This window comes from Caulobacter segnis, assembly GCF_031454995.1.
Taxonomy (GTDB): domain Bacteria; phylum Pseudomonadota; class Alphaproteobacteria; order Caulobacterales; family Caulobacteraceae; genus Caulobacter; species Caulobacter segnis_E.
Window position 1 is genome coordinate 1,288,799 of sequence record NZ_JAVDRV010000002.1, and the last position, 20,940, is coordinate 1,309,738.

17 protein-coding genes and 1 pseudogene are annotated in these 20,940 nt (G+C 68.6%); 7 read left to right on the top strand and 11 right to left on the bottom strand.

The window, feature by feature from the left end:
• Positions 1-14: 14 nt before the first annotated feature.
• Together J2728_RS11935 and J2728_RS22300 are read right to left on the bottom strand one after the other, a co-directional pair.
• Positions 15-2,663, bottom strand: coding sequence for a coiled-coil domain-containing protein (locus J2728_RS11935; RefSeq protein WP_309999326.1), 2,649 nt, complete (start codon positions 2,661-2,663; stop codon positions 15-17).
• A 291-nt stretch (positions 2,664-2,954) separates the two neighbouring features.
• Positions 2,955-3,027: pseudogene (locus J2728_RS22300) on the bottom strand (hypothetical protein); the annotation flags it as partial.
• A 227-nt stretch (positions 3,028-3,254) separates the two neighbouring features.
• Here J2728_RS22300 and cysD point away from each other — a divergent pair.
• Both cysD and cysN read left to right on the top strand, forming a co-directional pair.
• A complete protein-coding gene (gene cysD, locus J2728_RS11945; protein WP_404979736.1) occupies positions 3,255-4,220 on the top strand; it encodes a sulfate adenylyltransferase subunit CysD in 966 nt (321 codons plus the stop codon).
• Entirely contained in the window at positions 4,220-6,127 is a 1,908-nt protein-coding gene (cysN, locus tag J2728_RS11950) for a sulfate adenylyltransferase subunit CysN (RefSeq protein ID WP_309999332.1), read from the top strand. The genes cysD and cysN overlap by 1 nt, the downstream gene beginning before the upstream one ends.
• 61 nt (positions 6,128-6,188) lie before the next feature.
• Here cysN and J2728_RS11955 read toward each other — a convergent pair whose 3' ends face one another.
• Complete coding sequence (locus tag J2728_RS11955; protein ID WP_309999475.1) at positions 6,189-7,403, bottom strand: MFS transporter; 1,215 nt, start codon at positions 7,401-7,403, stop codon at positions 6,189-6,191.
• Positions 7,404-7,407: 4 nt separating this feature from the next.
• The gene (metG, locus tag J2728_RS11960) at positions 7,408-9,117 is read right to left on the bottom strand and encodes a methionine--tRNA ligase (RefSeq protein ID WP_309999333.1); all 1,710 of its coding nucleotides are present in this window, start codon (positions 9,115-9,117) and stop codon (positions 7,408-7,410) included.
• A gap of 160 nt (positions 9,118-9,277) precedes the next feature.
• Here metG and J2728_RS11965 point away from each other — a divergent pair, with 160 nt between their 5' ends.
• Complete coding sequence (locus J2728_RS11965; protein ID WP_309999334.1) at positions 9,278-9,691, top strand: DUF1761 domain-containing protein; 414 nt, start codon at positions 9,278-9,280, stop codon at positions 9,689-9,691.
• A 12-nt stretch (positions 9,692-9,703) separates the two neighbouring features.
• Here the strand turns inward: J2728_RS11965 and J2728_RS11970 are convergent, their stop codons facing one another.
• From J2728_RS11970 to J2728_RS11985, 4 genes are all read right to left on the bottom strand, one after another.
• A complete protein-coding gene (locus J2728_RS11970) occupies positions 9,704-10,981 on the bottom strand; it encodes an MgtC/SapB family protein (RefSeq protein ID WP_309999336.1) in 1,278 nt (425 codons plus the stop codon).
• Positions 10,982-10,998: 17 nt separating this feature from the next.
• Positions 10,999-12,531, bottom strand: coding sequence for an acyl-CoA carboxylase subunit beta (locus J2728_RS11975; protein ID WP_309999337.1), 1,533 nt, complete (start codon positions 12,529-12,531; stop codon positions 10,999-11,001).
• Positions 12,532-12,645: 114 nt separating this feature from the next.
• Positions 12,646-12,975, bottom strand: a complete 330-nt coding sequence (locus J2728_RS11980; RefSeq protein ID WP_309999339.1) for a YnfA family protein — start codon at positions 12,973-12,975, stop codon at positions 12,646-12,648.
• The gene (locus J2728_RS11985) at positions 12,972-13,694 is read right to left on the bottom strand and encodes an ATP12 family chaperone protein (RefSeq protein WP_309999340.1); all 723 of its coding nucleotides are present in this window, start codon (positions 13,692-13,694) and stop codon (positions 12,972-12,974) included. The genes J2728_RS11980 and J2728_RS11985 overlap by 4 nt, the downstream gene beginning before the upstream one ends.
• 54 nt (positions 13,695-13,748) lie before the next feature.
• Here J2728_RS11985 and J2728_RS11990 point away from each other — a divergent pair, with 54 nt between their 5' ends.
• From J2728_RS11990 to J2728_RS12000, 3 genes are all read left to right on the top strand, one after another.
• Complete coding sequence (locus tag J2728_RS11990) at positions 13,749-15,194, top strand: DUF1800 domain-containing protein (RefSeq protein WP_309999343.1); 1,446 nt, start codon at positions 13,749-13,751, stop codon at positions 15,192-15,194.
• Positions 15,191-16,465 carry a DUF1501 domain-containing protein gene (locus tag J2728_RS11995; protein ID WP_309999345.1) on the top strand — a complete coding sequence of 425 codons (1,275 nt, stop codon included), beginning with the start codon at positions 15,191-15,193 and terminating at the stop codon, positions 16,463-16,465. The genes J2728_RS11990 and J2728_RS11995 overlap by 4 nt, the downstream gene beginning before the upstream one ends.
• 107 nt (positions 16,466-16,572) lie before the next feature.
• Positions 16,573-17,610 carry a MerR family transcriptional regulator gene (locus J2728_RS12000; RefSeq protein ID WP_309999347.1) on the top strand — a complete coding sequence of 346 codons (1,038 nt, stop codon included), beginning with the start codon at positions 16,573-16,575 and terminating at the stop codon, positions 17,608-17,610.
• A 45-nt stretch (positions 17,611-17,655) separates the two neighbouring features.
• Here J2728_RS12000 and J2728_RS12005 read toward each other — a convergent pair whose 3' ends face one another.
• On the bottom strand, positions 17,656-18,654 hold the full coding sequence (locus J2728_RS12005; RefSeq protein ID WP_309999348.1) for an RluA family pseudouridine synthase: 999 nt from the start codon (positions 18,652-18,654) through the stop codon (positions 17,656-17,658).
• Positions 18,651-19,034: a fluoride efflux transporter CrcB gene (gene crcB, locus J2728_RS12010; protein WP_309999350.1), complete on the bottom strand. Its 384-nt coding sequence runs from the start codon at positions 19,032-19,034 to the stop codon at positions 18,651-18,653. Before crcB ends, J2728_RS12005 begins: the two co-directional genes overlap by 4 nt.
• A gap of 165 nt (positions 19,035-19,199) precedes the next feature.
• Between crcB and J2728_RS12015 the strand changes: the two genes are divergently transcribed.
• Positions 19,200-20,429, top strand: a complete 1,230-nt coding sequence (locus J2728_RS12015; RefSeq protein ID WP_309999352.1) for a hypothetical protein — start codon at positions 19,200-19,202, stop codon at positions 20,427-20,429.
• On the opposite strand, the gene J2728_RS12020 is transcribed toward J2728_RS12015, so the two are convergent.
• Complete coding sequence (locus tag J2728_RS12020) at positions 20,426-20,935, bottom strand: CC0125/CC1285 family lipoprotein (protein WP_309999353.1); 510 nt, start codon at positions 20,933-20,935, stop codon at positions 20,426-20,428. The two genes, J2728_RS12015 and J2728_RS12020, sit on opposite strands and share 4 nt — an antisense overlap.
• Positions 20,936-20,940 lie beyond the last annotated feature (5 nt).

The window sequence follows — 20,940 nt, forward strand, 5'->3', positions numbered from 1 at the left end:
TCGAGCTTCCGGAACTAGCCCAGGTCACCGCTGGCGGCGTCGAGCAGCAGATAGGCCCGCCCAGCGTCCGACGATAGCAGCGCCGCCAGCAAGAAGCCCTCGCGATCCTGCCCGGCCGCTTCCTCGACCATGCCAGCGTAGCGTTTGATGAACCGCTCGGCGTTGCCCTTCAGGGTCGCGTCCGAGAACAGGCGACGGACCAGGCGGCGGATGGCGGCGGGCGCCAGCCGCTTGACGACCTCGCGACCACCGCCAGCGTCACCTGTCTGCAGGGCGGCGGCGATCTCGTCGATGCGTGGACGCGGCAGAAGAGCGTGCGGGTCGATGCCCATGGCCGTGATCTCGGCGGCGAGCTTCTCGCCGAGTGCGGCGTCGCCCGGCGAACTGCTTTCGATGCCAGACAGCAGATTGCGCCAGCTCCAGCCGTTTTGGGCCTCGCCCTCGCCGGCGGGCGAAGCGGCCTTGCGGCTGTTGGCCTGCTCGAACACCGAGCGGAACTCCTCGTCCGTCGCGGTGGGCGTCAGCCGAAGACGGCGACGGTCGCCTGAAGGCTCGGCCTCGTCGTCGAACTCCGCCATCGGCAGAGGCTGAGGATGGGAGGGCTTGGCGGGCGCCGGGGCGGCCGGGGCGCGCCCCTTGGCGGCCGACGAAGACGCCGCACGCGCGGCCACCGTCGAGACACCCGCCGCGGTGACGGCGCCGGCCGCTTCGCTGAGCATCTCGTAGTTGCGCCGCACGCGCTCCTGGAACGCCTGGTCGATCGCCGCCGTCTCGTCGGCCGTGCGCCGGACGGCGTTCATCAGCTGCTCGACGCCCTGTTCGATCGATACACGGACCTCCGCCGCCTTCAGCAGGGCCTCGGACGGCAGTTCAGCGGTGCGCTTGCCGATCTCCGAAAGCATCGCCTCCAGTTCGTCCAGCGTGCCACGGGCCGCTTGCACGGAGTCCGCCAGTTTCTGCGACGTCCGCGCCCCGGCCTGTTCGACCATCTGGGCGGAGTGCTCGATGATGTCGCGCGCCTCCTCCATCCGAGACTCGAAAACCGCGTCGGCTTTCTGACCGGCGGCGAAGGCGATTTCGTTGAGTTGGTCCACGCGAGTGCGGGCGGCTTCGAGGCGAACCTCCACGCCCTGGGCGGCCTTCAACGCGGCTTCGGCCATGGCCTCCATGGCCGCCTTCAGCTCTTCCTCCAGCAGCGTCCGCTGGTTCTCGGCGACGTCGCCGATCCTCTCAAGGGTCTTCTGGGCGTCCTCGGCCAGAGCGTCTTGGCGGACCTTGGCGCCATCGGCCATTTCGCGGAACTGATCGGCGGCGGTGCTGATCAGGCCGCGCAGGATCTCGGCGCCCATGGCGGCCTGATCGGACAGTTCCGTGGCGCCGACGCGCGTATAGGCGACGAATTCGGTCAGCTGCGCGGTGCGGGTCTCGGCCTCGGCGGCGAAGTCCTCCTGCTCCGAACGCAGGGCTTGGCTGACTTCAAGCAGCGCCGCGCGCTGCGCGGCGAGCGTCTTCTCGACGGCCGCGACCTGATCGCTGACACCCAAACCGGCCGATTCGAGACGGGCGACCTGACGCGACAGATCCTCGGATCCGACGCGCGCGGCGTCCGAGGCTTCGGCCGCCGCCGCGGCCAGATCGGCGGCGCGGGCGGCGAGCGCGGCCTCGGCCTCGCGCAGTTGGGTTTCGGCCAAGTCCGAGGCCTCGGCGACCATGCGGGCCTGGCTGCCGATGGCGTCCACCACCGCCGTGGAGCGGGCGTCCAGCGACTGAGACAGGGCCTCCATGGCGGTGCGCTCGTGACCCAGCCCCTGGGCGAGCTGGTTGGCCATGCGCGCCGACTCGGCGGCGGCTTCAGCGAGCCGCGCGGTCTCCTCCGCGAGGGCCTCGCGGAGGGAGATGATATGTTCGCGAGCCCGTTCAGCGGCGACGGCGGCGTCGTCGACGCCCTGACGCATGGCGTCCACGGCGCTGGACGCGCTGACGGCGGCCAAGGCGGCGGGCGTGACGATGCGGTCGGTCATGGTCCGCGTGCGGCGAAGCTCGTCGGAAATTCCCGTCGCCTGCCGCAGCAGATAGGCCCCCAGCAAGGTCATCAGCGCCGGCCCGATCGCCAGGCTGGCGAAGACCGTGAAGGCGAAACCCTCGACCTGGAAAGCGGGCACGCCGCGGGCGTAGCCAAAGGCGAAGGCGATCGGGGCCAAGGCCCAGAGCGCGGCGATCGCGGACGCTAGAGTCCAGAACAAAGCGCCCGACATGCGACGCGGCGCGTCATCGGTCTCCAGCGTCACAGACGTTTGCGAGGCCGAAGAGCCGAGATGGAGGGACGCTTCGCGCTTCTCGGCCTTGGCGGGCGCCGCGCGTTCCGGTTCGGCGATCGGCGCGAGCGGCTGAGCGGTCGACAGAGTCGTATCGGGGTTCAGCGCTGGTTCGGCGAAACTCTTCGGCGGCTGAGCCTCGGCCTCCCGGCGGCGACGCGAGCGCATCGTCGGCGGAGGAACATCCAGATCGTCATGGAGGGTCAACGGCTCGGCCGAAGGCGGCTCGATCCCGGGATCGGAGAACGACGCCGATTCGGGAGGCTCGGGCGCGGCCGTGCTCTCCTCCACCGGTGGAGCCGTCGGCGTCGCGGAGAAATCGAACGGTTGTCGCTTCTTAGGCTTCATACACAGCCGGTGTCCCAGGGCGTCGGCGGGGGGCGCTGAAACAGCCTTCGCGCGCCGGCCCCACCTTCGCGTGTCGGATGAACCTAACGGTGAAAAGCCTTGACGAAAAGCGGCTTTGGTTGCGTTCGCACAGGTGCGACGCCTGATCGCGGCCTTATGCCGGCCTGGAAACAGCGGAGGGGGCGATGCCGGAGACCGGTTGAGGCTTGGCGGCCTCCGCGCGCGGCGAGCGCGCCACGGTCTTCACCGCATGGCTTCGGCTGGCCTTGTTGGCGCGAGACTCCGTCGCGACGCCGAGCTGGCACAGCGCGAAGGAGGACAGCCAAACGACCGCCACCGCCAAAATTTCCGCCAAGAAGGCCATGTCCGCCTCAAGAACCGATAGCGACGTTATGCGAGAGTCTCGCGCGCCGCGCGAGTGAAAATTCCGTCATGAAAGCCAAGGCTCTCACGTAGCCGCCAAGCCAACTGACAGCGCCCTCAGATTTCCGGCGGTTGCCGAGCGCGCCGCCGGGGCATAGGTCGCGGCATAAGTTCGGCGCTCTCCTCCAACCGGGCAGCCCGAAAATTTTCCCTTTGCGGAACGTCGCCTTGGCCCTTACCGAATTCAAACATGAAGCGCTCCAGCCGGAACCGATGACGACTCAGATTTCGCCGGCCCGCCTGACGCACCTCCAGCGCCTGGAGGCCGAGAGCATCCACATCCTGCGCGAGGTGGCCGCCGAGTGCGAACGGCCTGTCATGCTGTATTCGATCGGCAAGGACAGCGCGGTGATGCTGCATCTGGCCGCCAAGGCGTTCTATCCCAGCAAGCCGCCCTTCCCGCTGCTGCACGTCGACACGACGTGGAAGTTCCGCGACATGTACGCTCTGCGGGACCGGATCGCCTCTGACCTGGGCTTCGACCTGATCGTCCACAAGAACCCCGACGCCGAGGCGCGCGGCATCAATCCCTTCGATCACGGCAGCGCCCTTCACACCGATCTCTGGAAGACCGAGGGGCTCAAGCAGGCGCTGAACAAGTATGGCTTCGACGCCGCTTTCGGCGGGGCTCGTCGCGACGAGGAGAAGAGCCGAGCCAAGGAGCGTGTCTTCTCGTTCCGCACGGCCGAACACCGCTGGGATCCGAAGAACCAGCGGCCCGAGCTCTGGAACCTCTACAACACCCGCAAGCACCCGGGTGAAAGCCTGCGCGTCTTCCCGATCTCCAATTGGACCGAGCTGGACGTCTGGCAGTACATCCATCTGGAAAACATCCCGATCGTGCCGCTGTACTTCGCGGCCGAGCGGCCCGTGGTCGAGCGCGACGGCGCATTGATCATGGTCGACGACGACCGCTTCCGCCTGCGCCAGGGCGAAGTCCCCCAGATGAAGAGCGTTCGCTTCCGCACCCTGGGCTGCTACCCGCTGACCGGGGCGGTCGAGAGCACCGCCGCCACCCTGCCCCAGGTCATCCAGGAAATGCTGCTGACCACGACCAGCGAGCGCCAGGGCCGGGTCATCGACCATGACCAGTCCGCCTCGATGGAGAAGAAGAAGCAGGAGGGCTACTTCTGATGGCGCACCAGTCCGCCCTGATCGCCCAGGATATCGAGGCCTACCTGCACCAGCACCAGCACAAGTCGCTGCTGCGCTTCATCACTTGCGGCAGCGTCGACGACGGCAAATCCACCCTGATCGGCCGCCTGCTGTACGACAGCAAGATGATCTTCGAGGATCAACTGGCGGCTCTCGAAGCCGACAGCAAGAAGGTCGGCACCCAGGGCGGGGCGCTCGATTTCGCCCTGCTGGTCGATGGCCTGGCCGCCGAGCGCGAGCAAGGCATCACCATCGACGTCGCCTACCGCTTCTTCTCGACCGAGAAGCGCAAGTTCATCGTCGCCGACACGCCCGGCCACGAGCAGTACACGCGCAACATGGTCACCGGAGCCTCGACCGCCGACGCGGCCGTGATCCTGATCGACGCGCGCAAGGGCGTGCTGACCCAGACCCGCCGCCACAGCTATCTCGTCAGCTTGCTTGGAATCCGCCACGTCGTGCTGGCGGTGAACAAGATGGACCTGGTCGGCTGGGACCAGGGCGTGTTCGACAAGATCGTCGCCGACTACCGCGCCTTCGCCGAGCGGATCGGCCTGGAGGTCTTCACGCCCATCCCGATCTCGGGCCTGGGCGGCGACAACATGGCGACCAGAAGCGACGCCACGCCCTGGTTCGACGGCCCGATCCTGATGGACTGGCTGGAGAGCGTCGAGGTCGAGGACGACTTGCGGGCGGGTCCCTTCCGCATGCCCGTCCAGTGGGTCAACCGCCCGAACCTCGACTTTCGGGGCTTCTCGGGTCTGATCGCTTCGGGAACCATCAAGCCGGGCGACCGCATCCGCGCCCTGCCCTCCGGCCGCGAGAGCCGCGTGGCCCGGATCGTCACCCTGTCGGGCGACCTCGACCAGGCCGTGGCCGGCCAGTCCGTCACCCTGACGCTGGAGGACGAGATCGACGTCTCCCGCGGCGACGTCATCGCCGCCGCCGACGCCCCCGCCCCGGTCGCCAACCAGTTCGAGGCCATGCTCGTCTGGATGGACGACGAGCCCTTGCCCCCGGGACGCACCTATCTCTTGAAGATCGGCGCGCGGACCGTGGGCGCCAGCATCACCGACATCAAGCACCGCGTGAACGTCAACACGCTGGAGCACACGGCCGCCAAGCGGCTCGAGCTGAACGAGATCGGGCTCGTGAACCTCTCGCTCGACCAGGCGATACCGTTCGAGGCCTATGCCGCCAATCGCCAGATGGGCGGCTTCATCCTGATCGACCGCCTGAGCAATCGCACGGTTGGCGCCGGGATGATCAACTTCGCCCTGCGGCGCGCCGACAACATCCACTGGCAGCACACCGACGTGACCAAGGCCTCGCGGGCGGCGCTGAAGGCCCAGCGCGGCCAGGTCGTCTGGCTGACGGGCCTCTCCGGCGCGGGCAAGTCGACCATCGCCAATCTGGTCGAAAAGCGCCTGCACGCCCTGGGCCGCCACACCTATCTGCTGGACGGCGACAACGTCCGCCACGGCCTCAACAAGGACCTCGGCTTCACCGAGGAGGACCGGGTCGAGAACATCCGCCGCGTCGCCGAGGTCGCCAAGCTGATGGTCGACGCGGGCCTGATCGTGCTGACCGCCTTCATCTCGCCGTTCCGCGCCGAGCGCCAACTGGCGCGCGATATCCTGGAGCCGGGCGAGTTCATCGAGGTCTTCGTCGACACGCCCTTGGCCGTGGCCGAGGCGCGGGACGTCAAGGGTCTCTACAAGAAGGCCCGCTCGGGCCAGCTGAAGAACTTCACCGGTGTAGACAGCCCCTATGAGGCCCCGGAGAGCCCGGAACTGCGGATCGACACCACCGCCATCGATCCCGTCGAGGCGGCGGAGCGGATCGTGGCCTGGCTCGAGGGCCGAGAGCTCGACTACACCATCTGACGGCCAGAGCGTGGTAGCCGGAAAGCGGACGCCGGTTTCGGCGGCCATCACGCTCCAAAACTCAATAGCGGAGCCTGTCTTGAGACAGGCTCCTTGACTGGCGGGCAAGGACGATCGCGCCGATCAACCCAAGCCCCGCCATGCCCGCGGTCGCCAGATAGCCGAACGTGCCCAGCGCGTCGAACAGCGGCCCCGAAGCCAGGGTCGCGATCCCCAGGGTGAAGCCCGACGACAGCGCCGAGTTGATCGCCTGGGCCGGCGAGGCCGCGGCGGGCGGCGCCAGCTTCTCGATCAGACGAAGCGACGCCAGGAACGAGGCGGCGAAGGTCAGGGCATGCAGCCCTTGCAGCGGGAACAGCGCCCAAAGCGGCGGCGCGAAGGCGTAGGCGGTCCAGCGGATCACCGCCGCCAGGGCGCCGAGGATCAGGAACCGCTCGGGACCCCAGCGGCGGCGCAGGGGCTCGAGGAAGAACATGAAGCCGACCTCGACGGCGACCCCGACGCCCCACAGCACGCCGATCATCGGCTCGGAAATGCCCTGCTTGCGCCAGAGGATGGCCGAGAAGCCGTAGTAGAAGGCGTGAGCGCCCTGGATCAGGCCGGCCGTCACCACCGCCAGCACGAAGGTCCGGTTGCGCATCAGGTCGCCGAGGCCCTTCCAGCGCTCGGCCTTGCCCGGCTTGGCGCCCTCGGCGTGGACTCGTTCCGGCGGCACCAGCCAGGCGGCCGCCAGGGCGCCGACGAAGCAGGTCGCGACGATCCAGATCGCGATGATGGTCGGCGCCGCGAAGGTCAGGATCGCGCCCATCAGGAGGTTGGCCGCGATGAAGGCGCTGGACCCGGTGCCGCGCGCCAGGCCGTAGTTGAAGCCCTCGACGCGCGCCCGCCGCAGGGTGATCACGTCGATCAGCGGCGAGACGGTCGACATCAGGGTCTGGCCGACGAACCAGGCCAAGATCAGCCAGAACAGGTTCGCGCCCAGCAGCAAACCCGCGTAGCCCAGGCCCGCCCCGATCAGCAGCAGCACCATCGGGGTGCGCCGCAGCTTGAAGCCGTCGGCCCAGACCGCCAGGACCGGACCGGTGAACGGCTTCAGCAGCAGCGGCACGGCCAGGATCAGGCCGATCGCGCCGCCGCTCATGCCGCGATCCCTGAGGAACGTGCCCGCGTAAGGCAGGCTGACGCCCGAAACGAGGAATAGCGAGGCGTAGAACAGGCAAAGCCGGACGAGGGTTGGGAGCCCCTTGCCGTCCGCCTGGTTGTCCGCCCCCGCGATCACCCTAGTCCGCGCCGCCGAAGCGGGCCGTCCATTCGGCGATCTGGTCGTCGTCGATCTTCTTGAACAGGACCTCCGGAACCGTGATCGCCTGGCCGACCGTCAGCTTGGAAAGCTCGGCCGCCCCATCGTTCGATGGCCACGCCGCCGGGAACTCCAGGCCAAACGCCTCGCCGATCTTCTCGGCCGCGAACGGAATGAACGGGGCGGAGATCTTGGCGTAGAGGGCCGCCAGGTTCAGGGCCGTGCGGACGATGACGGCGGCGCGGTCGCGATCGGTCTTGATCGCGGTCCAGGGCGCGGCCTCCTGCAGATACTCGTTGCCGACCACCCAGAGCGCCCGCAGCGCCTGGGCGCTCTTGCGGATTTCGATCGCGTCCATCTGTTCGGCCAGGTCGGCGAGGCGCGCCGAGACGTCGGCGAACAGCTTCTCCTCCAGCGGGCCAGGCTGACCGCCCTCGGGCACGACGCCGTCGAACTTGCCTTCCGTGAACTTCAGGATGCGGTTGACGAAGTTGCCCAGCACGTCGGCCAGGTCGCGGTTCACGGCGCTGGCGAACTGCTCCCAGGTGAAGGCCGTATCGCTGCCTTCCGGCGAATTGGCCGTCAGGTACCAGCGCCACAGGTCGGGCGGCAGGATGTCCAGCGCCGCGTCCATGAAGACGCCGCGCTTGTTCGAGGTCGAGAACTTGCCGCCGTACCAGTTCAGCCAGTTGAAGGCCTTGAGCATGTCGACGCTCTTCCAAGGCTCTTCCGAACCCAGGATGGTCGCCGGGAAGCTGACCGTGTGGAACGCCACGTTGTCCTTGCCCATGAACTGGACGTAGCGGACGTCATCGGCGCCCTCGTCGGTGCGCCACCAGCGCTTCCAGTCGCGGTCGGGCGAGCCCTCGGCCCACTCCTGGGTCGCGGCGATGTATTCGATCGGCGCGTCGAACCAGACGTAGAAGACCTTGTCCTCGAAGCCCGGGCGCGGGACCCCGTCCTTGGCCACCGGGATGCCCCAGGCCAGGTCCCGGGTGATGCCCCGGTCGATCAGGCCCTCGTCCAGATGCTTGTAGGCGATCGAGCGCGCCAGTTGCGGCCAGTCGGCGTGGCTGTCGACCCAAGCGCGGATCTTGTCGGCCATCTTGGTCTGCAGCAGGTAGAGATGCTTGGTGTCGCGCACCTCGATGTTCCGCGAGCCCGAGATCACCGAGTACGGATTGATCAGGTCGGTCGGGTCCAGCAGGTTGCCGCAGTTATCGCACTGGTCGCCGCGCGCCTTCTCGAAGCCGCAGCGCGGGCAGGTCCCCTCGACATAGCGGTCGGGCAGGAAGCGCTTGTCGTCGACCGAATAGACCATCTGGTCGACCCGCTCTTCGATCAGGCCGTGGTCTTCCAGGGCCTGGCAGAAGTGCTGGGTCAGGCGATGATTTTGCGGCGACGACGAACGGCCGAAATGGTCCCAGGACAGCCCAAAGGCCCGCCCAACATCATGCTGCAGCACGTGCTGTTCGGCGCAGTAGGTGGCGACGTCCTGGTTGGCGGCGGCGGCGGCCAGCTCGGCCGGCGTGCCGTGCTCGTCGGTGGCGCAGATGTAGAGCGTCTCGTGCCCGCGAGCCCGCTGGAAGCGCGCATAGACGTCGGCCGGCAGCATCGACCCCGCCAGATTCCCCAGGTGCTTGATGCCGTTGATGTACGGCAGGGCCGAGGTGATCAGGATGCGAGCCATGCGGGCGCGGCCTTTCGGGCAAGTCGGACGAAGCAAAGAAGCGTCCGCATATAGAAGGACCGGGCGCGAAACGAAAGCTCTCGCCCGTTGACCGAACGCCGTTATCAGGCGCAGCTTTCCTCACAGGAACCAAGCAAGGTCCGCTTTCGGGAGAAAGCCCATGAAATCCGTGAATTGGATCGGCCTCGTGGCCGCGCTCGTCGCGGGGCAAGTCTTTGGTGCGGTCTGGTACGGAAACCTGTTCAGCGTCGCCTGGGCCAAGGCCATGGACCTGACCGAGGCTGATTTCGTCGGCCAGGAGTGGCGCATGGCCCTGGGCGTGCTGAACATGCTGCTGATCCTGCTGGCGCTGGACCTCGCCATGCGCCGGCTCGAGACGCGCGGCTGGCTTGGCGGCGCCAAGCTGGGGGCCTTCATCGGCCTGTTCTTCGGCGCGACGGTCTCGGCGCTGAACTATATCTACGCGGCTGGGCCTTTGGTGCTGCTGCTGATCGACGGCGGCTATCAGGTGGTGTCCTACACGCTGCTCGGCGCCTTGCTCAGCGGCTTGAGGCGCACGCCGAAGGCCGAGTAAGCGCGCGGGTCTTTAGAACACCACCGCCAGCGCCGCGACGCCCGCCAGGCCGGCGAGGAAGGTCACCAGCAGCGGCGCGGCCGCCTTCGCGCCCGCCGAGCCCCGCGCGATCGTGAAGGCCAGGCCCGCCTTGACCAGGGTGTTGGCCAGGATCGGGGCGGCCAGGATCAGACCGGCCAGCTTGGGGGTCAGGCTTCCCGCCGGCAGGCGGCTCATGGCGATGATCGCGGCGTCGACATCGACCATGCCGGAAATCCCTAGAACGGTGGCCAGGCCCGCGCCGCCGAAGGCCTGCATGGCCCAACGGCCGGCTAGCGTGATCACCATGACCAGGCCCGCCAGCAGCAAGGCTGGACCCAAGTCGAAGGGATTGCGAACCGAAGGCGCGGGGCCCTCGCTCGCCGACGTCGACTTTAGCCTCAGCGCCCAGCCGACATAGGCCGCGCCTACTAGGCCCGCCGGCGCCGCCACGAGCGAAAAGGCCGACAGCGCGAACGGCGCCAACACCGCGACAAGGACCAGCACCCGCACGATCATCACCGTGGAGGCTAGGGCGATCCCGGCGACCAGCACCCTCGCCTCACCGTCCGATTTGCGAATCCGAGCCGCCATGGCGGCGGTGACCGCGGTCGAAGACACCACCGCCCCCACACCCGCCGTGGCCAGAACCCCCTTCTCGGCGCCCAGCCTCCGGCTGGCCGCGTAGCCGATCAGCGACAGGCCCGAGACCAGCACGACCACCATCCAGATCTCGCGCGGGTTCCAGGCATCCATCGGCCCGAATTCGCGGTTGGGCAGCAGCGGTAGGATGGCCAGCGAGATCAGGGCGAAGCGGACGATGGCCTGAAGTTCGAGCTCGCTCAGCCCCTCCACCCACTCGTGCAGTCGACGGCGCTGGGCCAGGATCAAGGTGGTCAGCGCGGCGAGCACGCAGGCCAGGGTCCATTGGCCCGCGGCGGCCAGGGCCCCGAGGCCCAAGGTGATGATGCCGACGACGGTGGTGGTGGCGCTGAGGTCGTCCTTGGCGGCGGCGCGCGCATAGCCGATCAGCAGGGCCGCGGCCGCCGCGATCAGGATGGCCGCGCCGATCAGCGGCGAGACCCGCGCCGTCGCCTCCCCCGCCACGCCGCCGGCCAAGCCGAGAAGCGCGAACGTGCGGATGCCCGCCACCCGCGCGCCGTCAGGCTCCAGCCGATGCGCCCAGCCGCGCTCGACGCCGATCAGCAGCCCCAGCGCGAACGCCAGGCCCACGCCGGCGAAAGGCGACAGGGCCTGGATCCATTCCGACAAGGGCGTCGCCTCCGCAGTTAGAGCGGAATGTTATCGTGCTTCTTCCAAGGGTTGGAGAGTTCCTTGCCCTTAAGGCTCTTCAGGCCCCGGACAATCCGGCGGCGGGTGCCGTGGGGCATGATCACGTCGTCGATATAGCCTCTGGAGGCGGCGACGAACGGATTGGCGAAGGCGTTCTTGTACTCGGCCTCGCGGGCGGCCAGGGCCTCGGGGTCCTTGGCTTCCTGGCGGAAGATGATCTCCACCGCCCCCTTGGCGCCCATCACCGCGATCTCGGCGGTTGGCCAGGCGTAGTTCAGGTCGCCGCGCAGGTGCTTGGAGCTCATCACGTCATAGGCGCCGCCATAGGCCTTGCGGGTGATGACCGTGATCTTCGGAACGGTGGCCTCGGCGTAGGCGAACAACAGCTTGGCGCCGTGCTTGATCAGGCCGCCGTACTCCTGCTTGGTCCCCGGCATGAAGCCCGGCACGTCGACGAAGGTCAGGATCGGGATGTTGAAGGCGTCGCAGAAGCGCACGAAACGCGCGGCCTTGCGGCTGCTGTCGATGTCGAGCACGCCCGCCAGCACCTGAGGCTGGTTGGCGACCACGCCGACCGTCTCGCCGTCCATCCGGGCGAAGCCGCAGATGATGTTCTTGGCCCACTCGCTGCTGATCTCGAAGAAATCGGCCTCGTCGACGACCTTCAGGATCAGCTCCTTCATGTCGTAGGGCTTGGTCGGATCGGCCGGGATCAGCGTATCGAGGCTGGGCTCCTCGCGCAGGACCTCGTCGAAGCTCTCGCGGTCGGGCGCCGGCTCTCGGTTGGACGACGGCAGGAAGTCCACCAGTCGGCGCACCTGGGTCAGGGCTTCCAGGTCGTTGTCGAACGCGCCTTCCGCCACGCCCGACTTGGCGGCGTGAACGCGGGCCCCGCCCAACTCCTCGGCGGTGACCACCTCGTTGGTGACGGTCTTCACCACGTCCGGTCCGGTCACGAACATATAGCTCGTGTCCTTCACCATGAAGATGAAGTCGGTCATGGCGGGGCTGTAGACGTCGCCCCCGGCGCAGGGCCCCATGATCACGCTGATCTGCGGCACCACGCCCGAGGCCATGACGTTCTCGAGGAAGATGTCGGCGTAGCCGGCCAGGCTGTCGACGCCCTCCTGGATGCGCGCGCCGCCGGCGTCGAACAGACCGATGATCGGCGCGCCGACCTTCATGGCCTGACGCTGGACCTTGACGATCTTGGCCGCGTGCGCGCCCGACAGGCTGCCGCCGAACACGGTGAAGTCCTTGGAGAAGACGTAGACGACCTTGCCGTTGATCGTGCCCCAGCCGGTGACGACGCCGTCGCCGGGCACCTTCTGGTCCTGCATGCCGAAGTCGGCGCAGCGGTGCTCGACGAACATGTCGAACTCCTCGAAGGAGCCTTCGTCCAGCAGGAGGTCGATCCGCTCCCGGGCGGTCAGCTTGCCCTTGGCGTGCTGGGCCGCGACACGCGCCTCGCCGCCGCCGGCCTTGGCCTGCTCGCGACGACGATCCAGTTCCTCAAGAATGTGCTGCACCCGCGTACTCCCCTGCCGGACTTATTCGTTGGCGGCGTTCCGCCTTATGCAGCAGGCGTAGCGAGGGTGAAGGCTTGGCGCAAGACGGACCTTGCGGCAGCGCAGCATAGCCTTTCAGGTCGTTCGCGAGCCGAACAGGATGATCCCCGCCCCGGCCAGGCAGACCGCGGCGCCGATCAGATCCCAGCGGTCGGGACGCGCGCCCTCGATCAGACGCATCCAGACGATGGAGACCACGATGTAGATCCCGCCATAAGCCGCGAACGCGCGCCCCGCCACGCTCGCGTCGATCCTCGTGAGCAGCAGGGCGAAGGCGATCAGGGAAAGGGTCCCCGCGCCAGCCCACCACGGCGAGCGGCCCAGCCGCAGCCATGCCCAGAACGCGAAGCAGCCGCCGATCTCGGCCAGGGCCGCCAGGCCGTAGAGGGCGAAAGCCTTGGTCACCGCAACGCCGCGAACCAGCGGTCGATCATCGTCGCCTCGACGGCCAGGGCCTCGGCGCGCGCCCTGGCCTCGGCGTCCTGCCCCCACTGCTCGGCCTGGAAGATCTCGTCGAGACGGGACAGGTCCAGCGCCCTCTGGCCGGTCAGACGGCCGGCGCGGACGGCCAAGGCCAGGATCGCCGAGCCGAACAGGCCCGCGGCGAAAGCGGTCCCGGTCAGGGTGAAGTCGTCCAGGGTCAGGGCCAGGGCCTCGACCGAGGCCAGGGTGGCGGCCGGCTGGGGCTGATGGATGACGCCGGCGACGTGATTGAAGGAAAGGCCATGCTCGGCCTTGGCCCAGTCGAGCATCGCGCCCCACTCTCGCGCCTGCCGCTCGACCAGCGCGGTCGGGTGCTCGGCGCGATAGCACAGATGGTCCGACGCGGCGTAGGCGGCGACCTCGCCGGCGACCTCGGCCCGGGTCTCGGACACGCGGTCGATGGCGGTGAAGGCCAGGCGCGAGGCCGGCATCAGGCTGTTGTCGATGAATTCGACCTGCGCCTCCCACTCGGCGGCGATCAGCTCGGCCAGGGCTTGGGTCGGCAACACCAGCGGGTTCCTGGCCGGCGACTTCGGCGTACGGCCATCCAGCTGGACGGCGAAACCGTTCTCGACCGGCGCGGCGGCGGCCGCCTTGTAGAAGCGCTTGGGTTTCAGCAGCAGCTCGGCTTTGTCGGACACGGGAAACTCGTTTTTCAGGCCGCCCGCGACGGAAAGGCGCCGGGCCCGCGTTGAATGGGCAATGTCACGTCGTCGCGCAAGGGAGAGCGGCTCTTGAGCCTGCCCAGCAAGGACATGATGGCCGCGATCGCCGTCACCCGCTTCGGCCTCGGCGCCCGCCCGGGCGAGATCGAGGCCGCCAAGGCCGATCCGAAGGGTTTCCTAGCCGCCCAAATCCGCCGCGAGGGCGCGGACCTGCCTGCCGATGGCGGCGAGACCTCGGCCGATCGTTTCGGACAGATGCGCGACTTCCAGCGGCAACGGAAGATGGAACGCGAACAGAAGGACGGCCAAGGCGACAAGACCGCCGCCAACGCTCGGACCTTCAAGGACGCTCAGCGCGACCTGCGCGACAAGGTCGGCGCCGACTTTCTGGCGCGCGCGCGGCTGGCGACCAACACGGACGCGGCCTTCCGCGAGCGCTGGGCGCTGTTCTGGGCCAACCACTTCACGGTCTCGGCGACCAAGCAGATCACATCGGTGCTGATCGGCCCGTTCGAGCGCGAGGCGATCCGGCCCCACGTCTTCGATAGCTTCGAGAACCTGCTGGTGGCGTCCTCGACCCACCCCGCCATGCTGACCTATCTGGACCAGGCCCAGTCGATCGGACCGAACAGCAAGGCCGCGGGCGCCGCCGCGCGTCGGGCCAGCCGAAGGGCCGGGCTCAACGAGAACCTGGCGCGAGAAATCCTGGAGCTCCACACCGTCGGCGTGGACGCCGGCTATGGCCAGGCGGACGTCACCGAGTTCGCGCGCGCCCTGACCGGCTTCTCGATCGGCCGCGACACCGAGGATCGCGCCGGTCAGTTCGTGTTCCGCGAGGCCGCCCACGAACCGGGCGCGCGGACGGTCATGGGCCGCCACTACGGTCAGCAAGGCCTGAGGCAGGGCATGGCCGTGCTGAGCGATCTCGCGGCCCATCCGCGCACGGCGCGTCATGTCTGCGGCAAGATCGCTCGCCACTTCGTCTCGGATACGCCGCCGTCGTCGCTCACGGAACGGCTGGAGCGACGTTGGATGGAGACCGGCGGGGACCTCGCCAAGGTCGCTAAGGCGCTGATCGACAGCCCCGAGGCCTGGGACCCGGCGCCGGCCAAGTTCAAGACACCCTATGAGTACACGCTATCGACCTGGCGACTGGTCGGGGCCGAGCCGTCCGCGATCGAACGCCTCGCGCCGATCCTCACGGGCCTGGGCCAAAAGCCCTTCTCCGCCCCCTCCCCCAAGGGCTGGCCCGAGGACGCCCAGACCTGGGCCGCGCCGGACGCGCTGATCAAACGCATGCAGTGGGCGCAAGGCTTCGCCGCCGCCGTCGCCGACCGCTCCGATCCAAACGCCCTGGCCGTCGTGGCGCTCGGGGCGCGCCTGACCCCCGCCGTCGCCAAGGCCGTCTCGCGGGCCGAGACCCGTCGCGAAGCCTTCGCCCTTCTCGTGATGAGCCCGGAGTTCCAACGCCGATGAACGCTCCTCTGAACCGCCGCGCGCTGCTGGGCCTTGGCGCCAGTCTCGGCATCGGCGTCACCTTCCTCGGCGGCCAGGCCTTCGCCGCCTCCGAGCGCGACTTGGCCAAGAAGAAGCTCGTCGTCGTGATCTGTCGCGGCGGCATGGATGGCCTGTCCGTCTCGCCGCCCGTGGGCGATCCCAACTACGCCGCCTTGCGCGGCTCCATCGCGTTCAAGCCCGAGGACGTGCTGAAGCTGGATGGGACCTTCGGCCTGCACCCCGAGCTTTCCGCGGTGCACGCGCTGGCGATGAAGGGCCAGGCCCGCATCGCCCCGGCCATCGCCAGCCCCGACCGCGCCCGCTCGCACTTCGAGGCCCAGGACGTGTTGGAAACCGGCGCGGCGGGCGTCTACGGCGCCGAGACCGGTTGGCTGAACCGCACCCTTGAGGCCCTGGCGCCGGTCCGGAAGGTCGAGGGCCTGTCGGTCGGGACCACCGCGCCGCTGATCCTGCGCGGCGAGGTGCAGGCGGCCAGTTGGTCCCCCGGCAAGGGCGTCGACGAGAGCGCGCGCCTACCGACCTTGCTGCAGGACCTCTACAAGACCGATCCGCTGCTGGGCCCAGCCTTCGCGCGCGGACTGGAGACCGAGACGATGGCCCAACAGGCCATGACCGCCATGGCCGCGACCCCGGCCATGAACATGGCGGCCGCCTCCACGCCTTCGATGGCCGGTCCAGCGCCGATGTCAGCCACCATGGCCAACGACCGCCGCAATCGGCAGGGCGGCGAGGCGGCGCGCAAGCTTGGATCGACGCTTGGCGGCTTCATGATCCAGCCGGCCGGCCCCCAGATCGCGGCCATCTCGCTGGACGGCTTCGACACCCACGCGGGCCAGCCCGGCCAGATCGCCACGCGCCTGTCCTACCTGGACGCGGTGCTGGACGGCTTGCACACCGGTCTCGGGACGGAATGGAAGAACACGGTGGTGATCGTCGTCACCGAGTTCGGACGCACGGCGCGGGTCAATGGCACGGGCGGCACCGACCACGGCACGGCATCGACCGGCCTGATCCTGGGCGGCGCCCTCAAGCCCGGCGGCATCGTCGGCGATTGGCCGGGCCTTTCGCAAAACGCCCTGTTCGAGAACCGCGACACCGCCCCCACCCTCGACATGCGCGCGCTCTTCAAGGGCGTCCTGGCCGAGCACATGGCCGTCGACCGCGCGGCGCTGGAGGGCAAGGTGTTTCCCGATAGCGCCAGCGCCAAGCCGGTGACGGGGCTGGTCTAGCCCAAGGGACGCCGCCCGTTTCCAATAGGATCCCAGGCCCCGCCCTCTTGACCCGTCCCCTGGGGCCGGCCTCATGGATATGACGGTCAGCAACAACGAGGCGAGTCATGCGTGCGTCCGTCGATGTCCTAAGCCCCTCCGAAGCCGCCCGGCAGCTTGGCATTTCAGCCAAGGCGCTTCGCATCTACGAGGAGCGCGGTCTCCTTCGCCCGACAAGAACCGCCACGGGCTGGCGCGCCTACGGACCGGACGAGATGCGACGCGCCGCCGAGATCGTGGCCCTGCGGTCGCTGGGCTTCAGCCTCAAGCAGGTGGACCGCGTCGTGAGCGGCGTCGCCGATGGCCTGGAGCCCGCGCTTGGCGCCCTGCGAACCCGACTGGAATCGGAGCGCGACCAACTCAGCCGGCGACTTGAGAAGATCAGCGCCCTGAGGCGCGCCCTGGCGCGCGGGGAGGCTCCCACCCTACCGGACATCGCGGGCTTGGCGGCGGCGCCCGCCCCCGTGGTCGCGGGCTTCAATCTTCCGTGGCCCTGGGGCGGGGAATGGTTTGAGGTTCGCGGCGTCCGTGCGCTCAACTACATCGTCGGCCCCTTGGGCAGCGGCAAGACGAGGCTGGCGCAAAGGCTCGCCGAGCAGCTTCCCGACGCCGTTTTCATAGGGCTCGATCGTATCGAGCGCGCCGAGGAGGCAAGGCGAGCCTTGGCGATCGACCCCGAATTACGTGAGCGCGTCGAGGCGTCGCTTGCGTGGCTTGTGGAGGACGGCGCGACCGCGTCCGACGCCCTGCTCACGCTCGTGGCCGGCCTGGAACGGGGCCGGTCGAACATTCTCGTCATCGACATGGTCGAGCAGGGGCTGGACGAAGCCACGCAGCGGGCGGTGATCTCCGATCTGCGCCGGCGCGCGCGCGAGCGCCCGCCGCTGTTCATGCTGACGCGCTCGTCCACCATCCTGGACCCGGCGGAAGCCACCGCGGATGAAGCGGTGATCTTCTGCCCGGCCAATCACGCGCCGCCGTCCACGGTTCGCGTCACCCCGGGCGCGCCGGGCTACGACGCGATGGTCAGTTGCCTTGGACCGCCCGATGTCCGGGCCAGGACGGAGGGCATGATGGCGCTGATGCCCAGCCCCGAGGCCCCATGAAGGGACCTTCCGAGGTCCGCCAAGAGGCGGAGCGGATCGGCGGCGCTACCGCCGCTTGGTCTGCCGACGCGCGAACGGTTCGGCATCGGCCTCGTCTTCCGAGAAGCCGAACTTGCGGAAGCCTTCCTTCATCTCGGGGCTCAGCGGCGCTTCGATATGCAGCATGCCGGCCGAGGGGTGCGGCAGCAGGATCGAACGGGCGTGCAGCTGCAGCTTCAGCCCCTCCGACAGCGGCGCGGACTTCTCGTCGCCATACTTGGGATCGCCGAGGATCGGGTGGCCCATGGCCTTCATGTGAGCGCGCAGCTGGTGGGTGCGGCCGGTGTGCGGGCGCAGCGCCATCCAGGTCACACGCGGTCCCGCGCGGCTGATGGTGACGAATTCCGTCTCGGCCGGTTGGGCGTCCGGATCCTTGGGCTGAGCGGGCACCACCAGCTCCCGATCGCCGACCCCGCGCTTGGCCAGGTGCAGCTCCATCACGCCCTCGGTCGGGTGCGGGTTGCCAGCGACGATGGCCCAGTAGGTCTTTTGCGCCTTGCGCTTGGCGAAGGCGCCCGAAAGGCGAGCCGCGGCGCTTGGCGTCTTGCCCAGCAGCAGCACGCCGGAGGTGTCGCGGTCCAGGCGGTGGACCAGGCGGGGGCGATCGACGCCCTCGCCCCAGGCGCTCAGCAGCTTGTCGATGTGCTTGGTGGTCTTGGTGCCGCCCTGGACAGCCAGGCCTGCGGGCTTGTTGAGGGCCAGGACCTCCTCGTCCTCGTAGAGCACCATCGACTTGGCGTAAGCGACGTCGCGCGCCGACAGCTTGTTCTTGTCGGCGGGATCGGGCGCGTCGGGCAGCGGCGGCACGCGGATCTGACTGCCGGCCGCCAGCTTGGTGTCGGCCTTGGCCCGCGAGCCGTCGACCCGAACCTGGCCCGAGCGGAACAGCTTGTTGAGCTGGATGTGGTTCAGGTGCGGCCAGCGGCGCTTGAACCAACGATCCAGGCGCACCCCGTCCTCGCCGGCGTCGACATAGAGGGTGCGGACTTCCTTGGTGCTGCTCATGCGAAGATCCTGCGGGCGATCAGAAGGCCCGCGAACAGGGCCGCAACGGACAAAAGCACGCTGGCGGCGGAATAGGAAAAGGCCTGCAGATAGGCGCGCTTCTGAATCATTAGCGCCGTCTCCAGGGAGAAGGACGAAAAGGTGGTGAAGCCGCCCATGACGCCAACGCCGAGCAGCACCCGCCACGGCTCGCTTGAGGCGGCCCCGCGATGCGCCAGCCACGAAGCCAGACAGCCCATCAGAAAACCGCCCACGACGTTGACGGTGAAGGTTCCATACGGCCAACCCGAGCCGAAGGTCCGTAAAGCGCCTACCCCCACAAGGTAACGCGCGACCGAGCCGACGGCCCCGCCGGCGGCCACGAGAAGCAGTTTGTTCATGAAAGTCTTATGCTCCGAGCTGCCCGCAACGCCAAGCTCTCAAGATTGTTCCCTTGATTTTCCCCGATTTCTTTCAAGGTAAACAACTTTGGAAACCCTATTTCATCACCACTCGTTAAGCGCGCGGACGGCAATTTGTCGCTGTATTTCGTAAAGCGCAGAGCCATGTCCCGCCCACTCCCTTCCTCCGACGCGACCGAACGCGTGGCCCTCCCCGGGCCGGTGCTTCAGCGCCTCGCCGGGACGGATCTAGTCGCGCGCGGCTCGGTCAACGTCATCAGCGTCAAGAGCATCCGCATGTGGGCGGGCGACTGGTGGGCTCAAAAGCGCACCGACGTCTGGACCTATGTCGAACGCAAGCTTGCCGAACACCTGGACCGCAACGACTTGCGCGCCCGCATCTCGGAAAGCGAATTTCTGATCGCCACGAACCACGAGCATGGCCTGGCCGCGCAGGCGACCAGCGTCCGTATCCTCGAGGACGTGCTGACCCATCTGCTGGGCGCGGCCGATCCGGCCGACCTCGGCATCCGCTCGGTGATCGGCGTCGAGGGCGGCCAGGCCGTCTGCAAGCGCATCGATCCGACGGTGATCCTGGCGGCTCGGGCGCGTCGCGACTCGGAACGCTCGCCCGTTCGTATCGCCGTCGACCCGGCCGACGAGGCTCGCCGCACCCCCGTGGCCTTCACCACCGCGGCCGGCGCCGCGCTCCGAGTGGACTTCACGCTTGAGCACGTGGTCAACCTGCGCCGCAACATCACCACGGCCGTGCGCATCGAACCGATGGTCACCCACCTGGCCAGCGGCCGTCAGGCCTCGGCCCGCGCCCTGACCAAGCTGTCGGACCGCGACATCGCGTTCATTGACGAGTCGACCCTGAAGTACGCGGCGGTCTTCGCCCGTTCGACCCAAGGCCCACACACGCCTGAACTGATCCTCCCCGCCTCGTTCCGTACGCTGGGCACCCAGCGCGGCCGCGACCTGCTGACCGGCACCGCCGGTCTCTCGCTGGGTTTGCTGCGAGGCGGCGTGATGATCGAACTGGTCGACGTGACCCGGGGCACGCCCGCTGGGCGCCTGCTGGAGGTCGTTGGCCTGCTGCGCGCCCTCACCCACGGCGTGATCGCCCGCGTGCCGCCGGATCGCGAGGCTCTGCGCGTGCTTCGCGACGCGCGCCTGGCCGGTCTGGCGCTCGACGCCTCGGACCTGACGGGCGACGCCGGCAAGATCGCCATGGACATCATGGCGTTCGGGCGCGACGCGCGAGGCTTGGCGGCCACCACGATCCTGCAAGGCTTGCCCGCCGAAGGCTTCTTCGCGGCCGCGGAGACGGCGGGCCTCAGCCACGCGTCTCTGCGCGCGGCCTATCCTCTAGGCAAGCAGGCGGCGGCCTAGGTCCGGCCGCGCCCGTAGCCGACGGTCTTGACGATTTCGCGGGCGTCATAGGCGTCGCGATCCCGCGGCGTCGGCCCTTTGCCGAACACCACCTCGATCGATTGCGCGAACGACGGACCGGGACCGAGGTCGAAGCTCGTGCCCAGACCCAGGCCAAAGCTGGATCGGCGGCCAAAGCTGGCCGAACCGCCGCCGACCGACATGCGCGGACCGCGATCATAGCCAGAGGCCGCGGTCGAGCGGTCAGCGATCCGGAACCAGTCGTAACCGTCGCGCAACGCCAACTCGGCCGCGCGCAGCAGCGCATAGTCGGCGATCTGGGCCTCCTTGGCCCCGGGCCCGCCTTGGAAGGTCACGCGGTAGCGACCCGCCTCCAGGCGGTACTCGGAATAGCCGACGTCATTGGGCGCGCCCGCCTGGGCGCGATAGACCGTAGGCGTGCTGGCGCAGGCGGCTAGCACCAGACCAGACAGGGCGGCGGCGATCAGGGGTTTGGCGATCTTCATGGGGT

Excerpts from the sequence above, each read along its gene's own strand:
- J2728_RS11935 (WP_309999326.1), bottom strand. The coding sequence starts at position 2,663 with ATGAAGCCTAAGAAGCGACAACCGTTCGATTTCTCCGCGACGCCGACG.
- cysN (WP_309999332.1), top strand. The coding sequence starts at position 4,220 with ATGGCGCACCAGTCCGCCCTGATCGCCCAGGATATCGAGGCCTACCTG.
- metG (WP_309999333.1), bottom strand. The coding sequence starts at position 9,117 with ATGGCTCGCATCCTGATCACCTCGGCCCTGCCGTACATCAACGGCATC.
- J2728_RS11965 (WP_309999334.1), top strand. The coding sequence starts at position 9,278 with ATGAAATCCGTGAATTGGATCGGCCTCGTGGCCGCGCTCGTCGCGGGG.
- J2728_RS11990 (WP_309999343.1), top strand. The coding sequence starts at position 13,749 with ATGGGCAATGTCACGTCGTCGCGCAAGGGAGAGCGGCTCTTGAGCCTG.
- J2728_RS11995 (WP_309999345.1), top strand. The coding sequence starts at position 15,191 with ATGAACGCTCCTCTGAACCGCCGCGCGCTGCTGGGCCTTGGCGCCAGT.
- J2728_RS12000 (WP_309999347.1), top strand. The coding sequence starts at position 16,573 with ATGCGTGCGTCCGTCGATGTCCTAAGCCCCTCCGAAGCCGCCCGGCAG.
- J2728_RS12005 (WP_309999348.1), bottom strand. The coding sequence starts at position 18,654 with ATGAGCAGCACCAAGGAAGTCCGCACCCTCTATGTCGACGCCGGCGAG.
- crcB (WP_309999350.1), bottom strand. The coding sequence starts at position 19,034 with ATGAACAAACTGCTTCTCGTGGCCGCCGGCGGGGCCGTCGGCTCGGTC.
- J2728_RS12015 (WP_309999352.1), top strand. The coding sequence starts at position 19,200 with ATGTCCCGCCCACTCCCTTCCTCCGACGCGACCGAACGCGTGGCCCTC.
- J2728_RS12020 (WP_309999353.1), bottom strand. The coding sequence starts at position 20,935 with ATGAAGATCGCCAAACCCCTGATCGCCGCCGCCCTGTCTGGTCTGGTG.